General features: G+C 69.3%; 10 protein-coding genes and 2 pseudogenes. 8 read left to right on the top strand and 4 right to left on the bottom strand.

Annotated elements, in window-relative coordinates:
* The first annotated feature begins 913 nt into the window (after positions 1 to 913).
* The 4 genes and pseudogenes from ACFYTE_RS41760 (at position 914) to ACFYTE_RS41745 (ending at position 5,653) form a co-directional block, all read left to right on the top strand.
* Entirely contained in the window at positions 914 to 2,047 is a 1,134-nt protein-coding gene (locus tag ACFYTE_RS41760; protein WP_388722462.1) for an AAA family ATPase, read from the top strand.
* 113 nt (positions 2,048 to 2,160) lie between these two features.
* Positions 2,161 to 3,772 (top strand): annotated as a pseudogene (locus ACFYTE_RS41755) (Mu transposase C-terminal domain-containing protein).
* A complete protein-coding gene (locus tag ACFYTE_RS41750; protein ID WP_388722460.1) occupies positions 3,769 to 4,530 on the top strand; it encodes an AAA family ATPase in 762 nt (253 codons plus the stop codon). The pseudogene ACFYTE_RS41755 and the gene ACFYTE_RS41750 overlap by 4 nt, the downstream one beginning before the upstream one ends.
* Positions 4,531 to 4,543: 13 nt before the next feature.
* Complete coding sequence (locus ACFYTE_RS41745; RefSeq protein WP_388722458.1) at positions 4,544 to 5,653, top strand: hypothetical protein; 1,110 nt, start codon at positions 4,544 to 4,546, stop codon at positions 5,651 to 5,653.
* A 19-nt stretch (positions 5,654 to 5,672) separates the two neighbouring features.
* Here ACFYTE_RS41745 and ACFYTE_RS41740 read toward each other — a convergent pair whose 3' ends face one another.
* Entirely contained in the window at positions 5,673 to 5,843 is a 171-nt protein-coding gene (locus tag ACFYTE_RS41740) for a hypothetical protein (RefSeq protein ID WP_388722456.1), read from the bottom strand.
* Positions 5,844 to 6,499: 656 nt separating this feature from the next.
* Between ACFYTE_RS41740 and ACFYTE_RS41735 the strand changes: the two genes are divergently transcribed.
* Together ACFYTE_RS41735 and ACFYTE_RS41730 are read left to right on the top strand one after the other, a co-directional pair.
* A complete protein-coding gene (locus tag ACFYTE_RS41735; protein ID WP_388722454.1) occupies positions 6,500 to 6,856 on the top strand; it encodes a hypothetical protein in 357 nt (118 codons plus the stop codon).
* A gap of 249 nt (positions 6,857 to 7,105) precedes the next feature.
* Positions 7,106 to 7,243 (top strand): annotated as a pseudogene (locus ACFYTE_RS41730) (XRE family transcriptional regulator); the annotation flags it as partial.
* A 101-nt stretch (positions 7,244 to 7,344) separates the two neighbouring features.
* On the opposite strand, the gene ACFYTE_RS41725 reads toward ACFYTE_RS41730, so the two are convergent.
* Positions 7,345 to 8,406, bottom strand: coding sequence for a hypothetical protein (locus ACFYTE_RS41725; protein ID WP_388722452.1), 1,062 nt, complete (start codon positions 8,404 to 8,406; stop codon positions 7,345 to 7,347).
* A 195-nt stretch (positions 8,407 to 8,601) separates the two neighbouring features.
* On the opposite strand from ACFYTE_RS41725, the gene ACFYTE_RS41720 reads away from it, so the two are divergent.
* Positions 8,602 to 8,823: a hypothetical protein gene (locus tag ACFYTE_RS41720; RefSeq protein ID WP_388722450.1), complete on the top strand. Its 222-nt coding sequence runs from the start codon at positions 8,602 to 8,604 to the stop codon at positions 8,821 to 8,823.
* Positions 8,824 to 8,879: 56 nt separating this feature from the next.
* Entirely contained in the window at positions 8,880 to 10,007 is a 1,128-nt protein-coding gene (locus ACFYTE_RS41715) for a hypothetical protein (protein WP_388722448.1), read from the top strand.
* 40 nt (positions 10,008 to 10,047) lie between these two features.
* Here ACFYTE_RS41715 and ACFYTE_RS41710 read toward each other — a convergent pair whose 3' ends face one another.
* Entirely contained in the window at positions 10,048 to 10,245 is a 198-nt protein-coding gene (locus ACFYTE_RS41710) for a hypothetical protein (RefSeq protein WP_388722446.1), read from the bottom strand.
* Positions 10,246 to 10,272: 27 nt separating this feature from the next.
* On the bottom strand, positions 10,273 to 13,197 hold the full coding sequence (locus ACFYTE_RS41705; protein WP_388722444.1) for a Helicase associated domain protein: 2,925 nt from the start codon (positions 13,195 to 13,197) through the stop codon (positions 10,273 to 10,275).
* Between the last annotated feature and the right edge of the window lie 232 nt (positions 13,198 to 13,429).

The raw sequence follows: 13,429 nt of genomic DNA, 5'->3' as shown, positions 1-13,429 counted from the left end.
GACGGCACCAGACGACAGCTCGACAAAGCCACTACAGACGGCGATCCACCGACGAAGCCACTGGATAGCTCACGAAACCACACTGGAGTACTAGGACTCCCGGTGTCCGTTCCCATGACGATCAGTTCGGCCGAGCGGGTGAAACGTGGCGCTCACCACGATTCCGCTTAGTCCCCGCGGCGGAACTCTTTTCCCGGGTGGGATATCGAGGTGGGACTGAAGAGCCGGCCCGTCTCTTCCGGGCGCAGGATGCCGGCGCCACCGACGACCAGCTGCGGCAGGCAGCCGCCGAACCCCTCGGCGAGGTGTATTTCCGCGACAGCGGCGGCGCGCCTACGGCCTGGAGGTGGAGTTCACCGACGTGGAGCACCTGGAGTTCGGCCTGTGACGGTCCGCGCACTGGCGGCCCGCGCGGGCTGTCTCTTGGACGCGTGGGCGTGACGGGCTGCGTAGCCGACACGGAGCCCAAGTTGGCGTCTGAGGTGGCTATTTCGTGACGGAATTCGACCGGAAAAGCGTCACGGAAATCTGTGCCGGGAAGGTATTTCCGTGACGGATAGACGGCTTGTTGCCGTCACGTTTTGAGTGCGACCTCTCGGTTTGGGGTCAGTAATGGTGCGAGTCGGTGGTGCTGGTCTGGTGGTGTGCTGTGTCGGTGCTGGTCAGTGGCTGTTTACGGGTGGGCAGGCCACTGTCGTGAGGTGAGAGATTGATGGGTGGGATCGCTGTCGTGGGGCTTTGTCGTATGGCAGCTGATGTTGTCTCAGCTTCGAGAGTTCTTATGCGGTGAGGTGGGCTCGGTCGGTGTGGTCGTGGGGTGGATCAAGAGGTAAGGGCCGGTCGTGGGGCTGTGGTGCCCAGGGGGTTGGTGGTGCGTCGTCTGCTGGAGCGGCAGCAGGCGGGGGAGCTGGCCATGAGGCATGTGGGTGCGGTCGCTGAGGCGGTGGGTGTTTCCGAGCGTGCGGTGTGGCGCTGGCTGGAGCAGGCCAGGACGACCGGGCAGGTGGAGGCGCCGGTCCGGCAGGGGTATGCGGTGTCGGACGAGGTGTGGGCGCTGCTGGGCGAGGTTGGAGGGTATGTCGCTGAGCTGAGACGCCGGCTGGCCGCGGCTGGTGGGGCGTCGGTTCCGTCGGGGTCGGCACTGCGCCGGGTGATCCGCGGGGACCGCCGGGCGGGCCGGGCGTTGATGGTCGAGCGGGAGCCTGGGGTGGCCGGGCCACGCGGGCCCGATCCGCTCAGCGGGCTGGGCTTGAACGTCGTGGCAGGCCAAGGTACCGGCGGGCAGGTTTTTCTGCGGGAGCAGAAGCATCTGGCGCAGGTCCCGGTCCTGATGCCGGGTGCGCAGGTGGTGCATACACCTGCCGTTCGGTCGGTGCTGCGGACGGTCGCGCACGCGGCCGTGGTGGGGGCGGTGGTGTGTTTGTACGGCGACGCCGGCCAGGGCGAGACCGTCGCGTTGCAGTACGCCCTGTTCCAGCTGCCGCACCCGGCCCGGGTCCGTCGGGTCCATGTCGGTGTGCATCCGACGGTTCCCGAGCTGCGGCGGGTGCTCGCGGATGCCCTTGAGCTGGGCAGGCGTCTGCCGCGCGGGGCGGGGGAGGCGGATCTGATGCTGGTGAACGCGCTACGGCAGCCTCGTGTGCTGGTCTTGGACGAGGCTCAGCGCCTTCGGGGGCCGGCGCTGGGGTTTCTGCGCGGGTTGTGGGACCACCTGGACACGGACACGGCACTCGTGCTGGCGGGTGCGGGCAGTGAACGGGCGCTGCGCCGGGTGTCTGCGCTTGCCTCCCGGGTGCTGACCTGGGAGCTGGTGCCGCGCCTTGGCTCGGGCGAGGTGGCCACCGTGATGGCGGCCTTCCACTCCCTGTGGGAGGACGTGAGCGAGGACGATGTCGTGTGGGTGGACGAGCATGTGGGGCACGGCAGTTTCCGGACCTGGGCGAAGCTGACCTCGCACCTGACTGCTGAGTCCTATGGCAGGAGCCGGGCGGTAGTGGACCGCCGGATGCTGGAGCGGGCCTGCGCGCGGCTCATGGGGCCGCTGTGAGCGGCGCGGCCGGGCCGGCAGAGGGCGCTTCCCGCTCCGGCGTGCACGGGGAGGGCGGGGGTGTGCGGGGAGGTCTGCCTTCTTCCTCCCTGTCGGCGCTGCGCGGCCCTGCCGTGCGCAGGCTGCTTGCCCTGCGGAAGGAACAGGGGCTGACAACGCGGCATGTCCGACTGATGGCGGAGTCGTTGGAAGTGACCGAGTGCACGGTGTGGCGGTGGCTTGCCGTTGCCGAGCATGACGAGTCAGCGGGCACGGAGCCCGGGGCGCGGGCCCAGAGCAAAGACCGCTTCTCCGTCACTCCCGAAGTGCGCGGCCTGCTGGCCTTGTGGAAGGGCAACGTCGCGGCGGTTCATCGTGAGCTGGCCGCTCGAGCGGCCAAGGGCGAAGGGGGATCCACCCCCGTCGATTCCGACGCTGCACCGGGCGATCCAGCGGGATCTCACGCCGGGGGAGCGGGCCGGACTCGCCGGTGGCGAGCGGGCCGCGCGCAAGCATGATGTGTTCCTGGCCCGGCCGCGGGGCTGGCGCAACCAAGTATGGGAGACCGGCCACGTGCAGGGGCCGGTGCTGGTCGAGGTCGGCGGCAAGCCCCGCAGGCTGTGGATCACCTGGTTCACCGACTGCGCGTCGAACGCGGTCACCGGCGTCGCGGTCACACCGGGAGACCCGTCGCGGGAGTCGGTGCTGGCCGCGCTGCGCTCCGCCGTCCTGCGCGGGGAACCCTATGGTCCCTTCGGCGGCCTGCCCGAGAAGGTACGGGTGGACCGCGGCAAGGACTTCCTGTCCAGGACGGTGACCGCCGCGTTCGGTCTGTTGGACGTGACGGTGGAGGGTCTGCCCGCCTGCACCCCCCACCTCGAGGGCACCGTGGAGGGCCTGAACCGGGTGGTGGGGAGTATGTTCCTGGCTGCGCTGCCCGGCTATGCCCGCCAGCCGCGCCCCGGTAAGCGTGCTTCCCGTCCGAAGGACGAGGTGCTGCTCGGCTTCGGGGATTTCACCGCCGGGCTGCTGGACTGGACGCTGTGGTGGAACACCGGGCATCGCCCCGCGCCGCTTGGGGGCAGGACCCCGTTTGAGGCGTGGCAGGACGATCTCACCCCGCTGCGGGACGTGCCGGCCGCGGATCTGTGGACGTTCACCCTGGAGGACGCCGGCACCCGCACGCTGACCACCCGCGGTGTCCGCTTCAGGAAACGCGACTACGTGGGTCCGTGGATGACCGGGCAGGCAGGAATCCGGGTCCGGGTCCGGTTCATGCCCCACCATGATCATCGGATCGAGGTCTACCGCGCGGCCACCGGCCGCTACCTAGGGCCTGCGGACCTGGCCGACCAGGCCACCGAGGAACAGATCAGCGCCGTACGAAGAGCGCGGGCCGCCCGCGCCCGCCGCCTGAAGAAGGACCTGGAGGCCTCACAGCGCGAGCGCTACGCCACCGCCACCCAGCCCGAGGCACCCCAGCGGCTCGGCGCGCTGACCGGTGCGCAGGCCGAGGCCGGACTCGCCCGGACTGCCGACACCGACCTCGCGCAGCTCGCGATGCCGGACCTCATCCCGCCCGCCGCGCCTCCGGCCGACTGGCGCACCCCGGCTTCCCTGGCCGCGCTGACCACGCCAGGCCCGCCCATCCGGTACCCGTCCGGCCGTGACGGCGCTTCCGCCCCGGACGGCCGCGACGGGCGGACCGCACCTGCCACCGCCGACGAAGACGGAGATGCCTCGTGACCGCGGCCACCTACCAGTACGTCGACCTGCCCGATGCGTCCGTGGTCACCACCCGCGCCCTGCTCACCGCCCGCGCCCTGCTCACCGCCCGGGAGAACATCACCGACACGGTCACCGCGCGGGCCATGATGTGCATCCACGGCGGCGCCGGCTTCGGCAAGACCCTCGCCGTCAACACCTGCCTGCGCGCACTCGGACCCGGCGAGGACGTCCGCAAAATCACCTTCCGGGCCCGGCCCACCGCCCGCGCGGTGCGCTACGAACTGTTCACCGCGCTCGACCTGGCCGGGGAACCACCGCGCCACCCCAGCGAGTTCGACCGCCTGCTGAAGACGGCCCTGGCCGAACGCCCCCGCACCTTCCTCGTCGACGAGGCCCAGTGGCTCAACGGGGAGGCGTTCGAGTGTTTCCGCTACCTGTGGGACGAACCCTCAACCCAGCTCGCGATCATTTTCGTCGGCGGGGAGGGCTGCCACACCGTGCTGCGCCGTGAACCGATGCTGTCCTCCCGGATCTTCATCTGGCAGCACTTCACCCGCCTTACCCCCGGCGAGGTCCTGGAGGCCATTCCTTTGTTTCATCCGGTCTGGGCCGACGCCGACCCCGATGACATCACGTTCGCCGACCAGCACGCCGCGCACGGCAATTTCCGCGCCTGGGCCCAGCTGACTGCCCACACCCGCACCGCCCTGGCCCGCACCGGCCGCCCCCGGGTGGCTCAGGAGCTGCTGCGCTGGGCCTTCAGCCGCTTCGCCTGACCACCACGTCACCATGCCGCCAGCCGTGCCACCGTCCGTCGCCGTGGTCCTCGACCCGGGCGACGACGCGGTCCACACGCACACCGCCCTGGCCGCCCACCATCCGCCGTCCGGCCGGATCACCCTGCACCCCGGCCCGGGCACCACCAGCGAGACCGGCCTCGCCCACGGCCTTCTGGCTGCTCTGGGCGAACCGCCCCTGCTCCCGGGCCGTTTCTGCGCTGGCCGTCAGCCGGCCTGGGAAGCCGCCACCGCCTGGATCAACGCCCTGCCCGTGACCCGGCTGACCGTCCTGCGCGCCCACCGCCTCACCGCCCGCCGCACGATGCGTCTCCTGGAACTGCGCGCCCTGACCGGCATCCACCTGACCCTGGTCTGCCACCGCCCTCACCTTCCCGCCGCCCTGCACCAGGCCCTGCAGACGGCCGACTACTCCCTCACCGCGGACTTCCAGGCTGCCCGCCGCCACTACTACGGCACAACCGCTCCCGTACCCCAGCCTGCGGAGGAGCCCGCCCGGCCAGCCGACCGGTGGCTCACCCTGCCCGCACTGGACCGCCTGGTCTCCTACGACAGCCCCGCCTCCTGTACCGCCCCGTGTGTACCGCCGCCGATCACCTTCCGGCACCGGCCGCCACCGACACCCCTCACCGAGCAGGCAGCCCGGGAAGCCGCCCGGCGCCTCTCCACCGTGACCGCCCACCCCCGCTTGGCCGCCGCCCTCGCCGCCGCGCTCTTTACCGGCGCCTCCTTCCAGCAGCTCGCCACTGCCCGGCCCGGCGACTACGACGCCGCCGCGGCCACCCTGGCCCTGCACGACCGCGCCCGCTACACCGACGGCTGCGCCTCGCACCGGGTGCCGCTGTGGGCACGCGTCTTCCTGAAGGCCGCCGTGTCCTTCGCCCGGCTCGCGCCCGGCCAGGACCAGCATCTGCTGGCCGGCCCCCACGACCGCACCCACCTGCTGCGCATGGCGGAGGCGGCCAGGCTCCGCCCGCCGCAGCCGCCCGTCGATCAGCGCACCGGCCCTGTCGGCCGCATCCAGTGGGACTGGCGCGAACGAAAGGAAGCACAGTGCTACGACACGATGCTGACACGGCACCAGATCCCGCCCTCGCTCTGAGCTCGAACCCGCGTGCACGTCAGTCGATGGAGAAATCGGCGAACTCCACGTCGGTGAAGGCGATCCCGAGCCCATGGGCACGCAAGCCTCCGTCCCGGAAGTAGGCATGCCCCAAAGCACGGGCGAGGATAACCGTCTGCTGCTGCTCACCCCCGCCGGCGTCCCGGGCGGCGAACAGCTCGCGGGCCACTTCTCCCGACAGGTACTGGGTGATCAGCCGTACCCGCGGATCGTCCGACGAGCCTGCCTAAGCGGCGGAACCGAACCGCGCCCTGGTGTGGAAGACAAACCCGTCGGCCTCGGCCCGGGCCCGTCGGCGGGCGCGCACCAGGGGCTGCCACCGTGCCCTGACGGCCTCATCGATCAACCCCGCATGCACAGCACTGGGACGGCGACGCATTCCCGGCCGGGTCGTGACCCACCTGTGTACCGTGCGCTGGGAGATCCCCAGGAGGACAGCCACGTTCTTCGTGGAGCCCTTCTCCGCCCTGAGCAGGAAACGCACAGCGGCGTCACCAGTAGGCACCGGACGGCTCAGCAGCGCTCGCTCAAGCCCCTTGACGATCTCCCCCATATCCGCCCCCGAGCCGTTCTGCCGCCGCACAGCGGCCGTCTGCTCCCTCAGGTCTTTCACACCCGCCCGTCGTCTTCGGCCAGTTCCGGCGTACGCGAGACATCCCTGCGGGTCCTCGGCTACTGACCCTGCTGTCCTATCTCGAGCCTGAGCTCGTCTCACTGAACCTGATCGCCGCTCCGTAGGGTTCGCGCGGCACCCAACTGGTCGAGCAGCATCCATTTTTAAGAAAAGCTAGCCAACTTCTACTAGGTTTCTATAGTCTTCTCCTCGTGAACTCCTACAGCGAGGACCTTGCCAGCGTCGAGCGTGAACTCCGTGAAGCCGAACTCGAGCGTGACCGACTCGGCGCTCATATCGAGGGACTCAAAGCCAAGCGGGACGCCTTCAAGAAGCTAAGCGCAGCGGTATCCGAGCCGGGGTCGGCGGTCCAGGACCTCACCAAGGCGGATGCCATCGTCAAGATCCTCAGGGCGTCGCCTCAGCCCATGTCTCTCGGTGATATTGCGGATGCTTTGACCGCCGCGGGCAAGCAAGCCAACCGCAACGGCGTCTCCGTCTACATAGACGGTCTGCTTAAGGCTGGCCGCGTCGTCCGTGTTGCCCGGAACCAGTACCGCGACGCCTGACAACCTCACTGGGGTGCGCCCATAGTTCGGTGAGATGGGGCACCTGCGACAGCCCGGGCGGCGCAACCGTTTCTTAAGCAGTCCGTACGCGTTTGGTACGCGAAATGTGCGCTTCACGCTAGGGTTGCGGGACTGGAGGTGCTGCATGTCCGAGCTGTTCGACGCGGTCGATGCGCTCATCGCGTCCCGCTCCCCGTTGCCGCCCCGGCGGAACGTAAGCGGCTGCGCCAGGCGCACGGCCTGACGCAGGGCGCCAGCGATCAGCAGCTCCAGCGGATCGCCGCCGAAGCACTCAAGGAGATGTACTTCCAGGACAACGGCCGCCGCGCCGGCCAGCTGGAGGAAGTCCGCTTCACGGACATCGAGCACCTCGAGTTCGACCTGTAGCAACCGCGCCCGAACAGCCTGCGAGCCCGGACCGATCGGTCCGGGCTCGCAGACGTATCCACGGCAGGGGATCGGATGCTCATGCACGAGATGGCCACGTCCTACTCCGGAGGCGGCGTCACCAGCTTGGTAGCGCTCGGGTCGACGTCCGCTGCACAGGCCAGGGTCGGCAGGTCGCGGTCGAGCAGGCCGTTCATTTCGATGGCCGCCCGGCTGAGCAGGTGGGCGGCTTGGACGGACTGGCCGTCGGCGACGGCGGCGTAGAACCGGGCGGCGTAGGTGATGGCGTCGACATCGCCGATGCTGTCGGACATGCCGATGGCGAACGGCACGGTGTCGGCCAGCTTCCCGGTCTGGGCTGCGGAGTGGCAGGAGTTGAGCAGGACCAGCAGTGGCTTGTCGTCCACGGCGGCGATGGCCCGGGCGAAGGCGCCGGCGCTGACGATGGCACCTTCGTGGAAGCCGTCCTCGCCTTTCTCGAATGCGATCAGGTCCTGCGTGCTGTGACCGGAGAAGTGCACGACGTGGGGACGGAACCGGGTCAGCGCGTCCAGAAAGACGTCCGCCGTCGCGGCCGGGTGGAGATCCAGGTCGACAAGGTCCCGATGGGTGGCACTCTGCACGGCCGCGCGAATCCTCTGCTGTTCCTGGCCGACTCGCAGGTCACCGGCGGAGGCGGCCGCCAGCAGCAGCACCCGCAGTTTCTCCGGCTTCGGGGCCCGCAGTTCCCTCATCACCGTGCGCACCTGACCCTCCGTCGTCGACAGGCGGCTCTCGAGCTTCTGCTGCTCAGCCGCAGCACGCCGCTCCGTCTTCTGCTGTTCACGCTGGCGAGCCTTCTCCGCGGCCGCCCGCTCAGTCTGTTCCGCCTTCGCCAGCTTGGCCGACAGGTCAGCTGCCTCCTTGGAGAGCTTGCCCACCTTGGCGCTCCACGTGCTGGCGTCCTGGCCAGCTTTGTTGGCCTCGTTCTCGTACCGCTGGGCAGCACGCTGCTTGCTGTTGACGGTGCCCTGGCTGCTCGCCTTGGCGGCTGCGGCTTTCTCCTTCGTGGCCTTCGCGCGCTTGTCGGCTTCCTTCTTGCGGAACTCGCCGACCTTCTTCTCCGCGTCAGCGCGAGCCTTGTTCTTTCTGTCCAGCTGGCTCCGGTAGTAACTGGCGTTCATGGGCGTGCCTCTCTGCGGTTCCCGTCTCGCCAGGCTATGGCCACCCACTGACAATGCCCCTCGCCGCTTCCCGCAGCGTTCCTGCAGGTGTGGCGGCAAGGCGGGCAGTCCTGGGCGGGTCCGCTGACGATCGTGGCGGACGGGTCACGTTCCTTGCCCCGAAGGCCATCTGAGCGCTGGTAGATACTGGCCGCCATGGCAGAAGGCTCCGATCCGCAGCAGGACGTCACCTACCGGGCGCCGGTCGGCTCCGTCGATCTCAAGGCGTTCGACGAAGACGGCAACTCGTACGAGATCCGTGCGTGCCACGACTGTCTGCCGTGGTACGCGGAGGTCGTGGTCGTCGCCGGGGAAGTCCTCATCAGGGAGTGGCATGCGGTGGGATGTCCGCAGTTCCAGGAGCTCATCCGGGACTGATACAGGAATTCATCGCCCAGGGTCGGGACACATCTCCTATGGGTGATGATGTTGTGGTGAGTCTGGACCTGAGCAACTACGAGCTCCTCTGGCCCGCATCGCTGTTCATATCCGAGGGCGAGCGAGTGCTCCGGTCCGCGGGCTCCTGGCAGGACCGGGCTATCTGGCTCATGACGGAGGCCCTGGTCGGCACAACCGCAGTCGCCGACTTCGAGGATCTGCCCAACCACACCGCGCCGACATCCGATCCCTGGGCGACCACCGCCACCGGCTGGGGCACCAAACGGGCCGTGATGGACCAGCACGACTGGTTCACCGAACTCATCCGCCGGGCGCCCGAGCTCAGGCATGCGGCCGCGCCCCGGCCGTACTGGCCACAGCGCCGCGGTAATGGACCCGCTCACGATGGTAGTACTGTGCGGGACACCCGACGGGACTTCGCGCGGCTCATCGGCGAGTTCGCCGACAATGGCTACCTGGTCGAAGTCTTCGGCGAGGAATGCATCGACGATCACAGCGAGCTGCCTGACCCCTCCGACGTGATCGACAGGCGACTTGGCATTCCTGATCTGTGGCCGCTGGCGCCGGAGGCGTGGGGCGAAGACACCTTCTACGGGCTGATCGAGGTGTTCCACGACCTGGTGAGCCGCCCCCGTACGCGGCGCTTCCACTCCTACAGCGGCTGCGGATGGCACCACTCGGAGTTTCACAACGGCCCGGCACGCTTCTTGTACCGGTGGAAAGTCAACCAGCTGTTGCGCGAGGCTGGCATCGATTATGAACTGGCCGCCGAGGGTGAGGACCTCGGGCGCCTGGTCGCCGTCACCGACGACGCCCGAAGCCAGCTGGTGCACCGCGCCCTCAACGACAGCCCACCCGACACCACCGCCGGTGTCCGCCACGCCATTGCCCTCTTCCGAGGGCGTGACACGTCAGCTGAGAGCAAGCGATCGGCCATCTTCAACCTCGCCCGCATCCTTGAGGAACGCCGTGCCCTGATCAAGCAGCATCTCGGGAAGGACGAAGGCGCGCTGTTCGAGATCGCCAACCGCTTCGACCTGCGCCACCGCCGGGCCGACCAGCGCGGCGAGTACGACGAAGCATTCCTCGACTGGATCTTCTGGTGGTACCTCGCCACGGTAGAGCTGACCAACCGGCTGATCGCGTCGCGGCGCCTCGCCTGAGCCGTGGCGCCGAACGTGCCTCCCCGATCGGGTGACTGTCTCAGTAGTCGTCCCGTTCGGAGGGCGGTCCGTACTGCTCGATGAGGTCGCAGGTGCAGGTGCCGCCCTCGTACGACTCCTTCTCGCACTCGTCATGGTGGTCCCGCTCCAGCAGCGGCTTCGCCGGAACGGGCCGCGAGCTGACTGCGGCGGGCCGGCCCGGGGCAGTCTGGTCGGCTGCGCGGAACTCGATGTCCACGACGGCCGAGGCGATCTCCTCCTTGCGTCACTGCTTGGGGGAGTTGTGGTTCACCAGGCCGCCCGCGTAGGCCATGCGCAGCAATTCTGCCTTGGTGTGCTTGCGCATCAGCTCGTTCATGCGCGACATCCGCGCCCTGCCCCGCGCCGCCTGATCCTCGCCCTCCGTCACGGTGTCGCCCTGGTCGTCCTCCTCCTGCGCCTGCGCGTCCGACGGCGCGGGCCGGACGGAACCGTCGTCCACCGATGCCGGGCAGGACGGGGCCGGCACCGCCGCCTTCGCCCAGGGCACGCCCAAGGAGGCGAGGGCGGCCTGCTGTTCGGGGGTGAGCTTGTCCCACCTCGCCCGGGTGTTCGAAGTCCATACGCCTAGCTTGACGATCACCGGCTCGGTCTCGCCGTCGACCGCGATCTGTTCACTGTGGCCACGCGGAACAGGCCGGTGGGCACCTTCCCGCTCGACCCACTGCGCAAGGGCCGCCAGTCCGCGCTGGAAGGCCTGTTCCGCCTTGCTCGGCCCCTTCGTTGAACGCGGGGCTGCCGGGGCTTTAGCTGGCCGTTCGACGGGCTTGACGCCCAGCTTGGTCAGCCGTTCCTGCTGCTCGGTGGACAGCTGCGCCCAGGTGCTCGCCTCGCGTTGCCGTGCGAGCCATCGTCCGATGTCGTCGCCGTCCATCAGCACGCCGGGTGCGATGTCGGGCAGCTGGCCGTCGGCGTCGACCAGGTCCGCCAGGAAGCGGTAGTGCCGCTGCCAGTCCAGCGGCCACGGGCAGTCCCAGTCCGGATCGATCTCCGTCAGCTGTGCCGCGCGCACGGCGGCCCGCTCCGGGTCCTTGCCCAGGCCGTTCTTCGCGCCCTTGCGTCGGAGGTTGGCCATGTGCCGGCCGATGGGCACCATCGCCTTGCCCTCGCCCCACACGGCGTCCTGGCGGGGCGCGAGGTGCCCGGTGGCCCGTCGGTAGGACCGGAGCGCGGCGAGCTTGTTCTCCCAGGCTTCCTCGCCCGGCTCCCAGAGCATCCCGGCCTCCGGCGCGTCCAGCAGGGTCTTGCGCCGCTCCTCCAGCTCACCTGCCCGCAGCGCCTTCCTCTGCTGGTGGACCCAGCGCCCGAGCGGAAACGCCTTCGTCGCCCCGACTTCGACCTCGACGTCGTAGGGGACGGCGTAGAGGCCGGTGATCTCGTTCTCCTTCCGCCAGCGGATCAGGGCCTGGTAGCCCTCCAGCCACACCAGGAACTCAGGCCGGTAGACCCGGGTGCGCAGGAAAGCCGCGATCGTGGCGGCGTCGCGCGGGCTGGAGAAGTGCAGCAGGGCCGCCTCGGCGGCGGCCTGCGTGTCGTCGTCCTCCTGGTCCTCGCCGTCGCCCGCGCCGCCGGCCCCGACGATCCGCCCCTCTTCGTCACGCCGGACGTGGACCTTGCGCTTGCCGCTGGTGAGCGCGCGGGAGGCGAGCTGCTCGACGAGTCGTTCATCATGACTGCGGAGTCCTTGGAGGACCGCTACAAGGGGGCGGAAGCTGGCGCTGGCGACCATGTCCTGCGGGTCCTCGCCGGGCTCCAGGAACACCGGCACGATGATCCTGGCCACCTTCGTAGACCCATCGCGGTTCAGGCGGAGCGCGCGGCCGATGTTCTGCACGATCTCGACCTGGGAGCCGCGGGTGTCGGCGAAGCAGACGGCCTCCACACCACGCTCGCCGGTGATGTCGACGCCCTCTCCGAGCACGCGAACGCTGGCGAGGAAGGCGCGGTGCACCCGGCGCCCGGCCGCATCGATGCCGTTGGCGAACTGCCGCAGCACCTCGCGCCGCTCGGTCACGAGGTGGTCGCCGCACAGCCACGCCGACCACACCCGGTCCGGCGGGACGTGGCGGCCGGCCTCGAGTTCGTAGAACTCCGCGTCGATCGAGGACTTCGGCAACTTGTCCGCAGCGGCCAGGTCCTCATCCGAGGCGTCGTTCATGTACAGCTCGGCTGCCGCCTCGGGCAGCTTCTCCGCGAACGCGGCGGCTTCCTCGACCTTCTGGTGGAACGTCATGACGGTGCGCAGATTCCACGCGGCGGCGTGCTCCAGGAGCGCGGTCTGCAGGAGCGCCAGGCGCCGGCCCCGTCGCGCCTCCTCCGACTCCCCGAGAACGGGCGAGGGGTCGCGGATCTCCAGCACGTCGATCTCAAATCCCGCAAGGATTTCGCGCTCGATCGCCTCGCTCAGGCCAAGCTCTGCGAGCCATGCGCCGTAGGTGCCCTCCGGGTCGTCGGCCATCGTCGCGAGCTCCACCTCCTGGCCGTCCGCGCCCTTCTGCGGCCGGGCCGCGGCGAGGATGCGCGGGGTGGCGGTGAGGTAGAGCCGAAAGTCCGCCGGGATGCGGGCGTTGTCGTGGATCGCCGCCCACGGACGACCAAGATCACCGGCGGTTCCGTGTGCCTCGTCCACGATCGCGAGGTCGAAGCCGTCCATGCGCTGCCCGTACAGCCGCTCCCCGCCTGCCAGAGCGGCCTCCAGCGGCCCGCGGACCTTGCGCTGGCCCTGGAGTTCGTCGATGTCCTCGCGGTCCACGAGGGAGGCGTACGTGGCGAACACGACGACCGGTCCGGACCTGGCCCACAGGGCGAGCTGGATCGGGTTGGTGGTGGTCCGCACCCCCAGCTCCTTCAGCACCGGGTCGTTCTCCAGCGAGCACACCGCCACCACCGGGGCCCGGTGACCCACCAGGCGCCACGCCTGGGCGGTCTGCACGAGCAGGTCCAGGGTGGGCACGGTCACGAGGATCCGACCGCCGGGGAAGCACTCCAGCGCGCACGCGGCCGCAGTGATCGTCTTGCCCGAGCCGGTCGCTGACACGATCGTGCCCCGCACCCCTTCCGAGGGCACAGATGACCTTGCAGGAAAACCCACCCACTTGCGGAAAGCCGCCTTCTGGTCAACCTGGTGTTCCTTGAGCTGAATACCCGGCATTTAGCAATCCTCCCCTAACTCGTTTTCCGGCCGCTTCGGGAAATCACCGGGACAGTGTGAAAGGCGGGACTGACACCGTACCGCCCTCGCCCACCACGACCCGCTCCACGAGCTGCGCCAGGACCTGGGCAGGCATGAGAAGCCGTATCTCAACCGAACGTGATTCGCTGATTTCTGCTGGTCAGGCATGGTTTCGCTCGGGGTGAGGGAGGCATGCGGCGTCTTATGTCTG

Source organism: Streptomyces sp. NPDC004629 (assembly GCF_042873595.1).
Lineage (GTDB): Bacteria > Actinomycetota > Actinomycetes > Streptomycetales > Streptomycetaceae > Streptomyces.
Note: the sequence above shows the minus strand (reverse complement) of the source record. Positions and strands in the feature narration are given on the sequence as shown.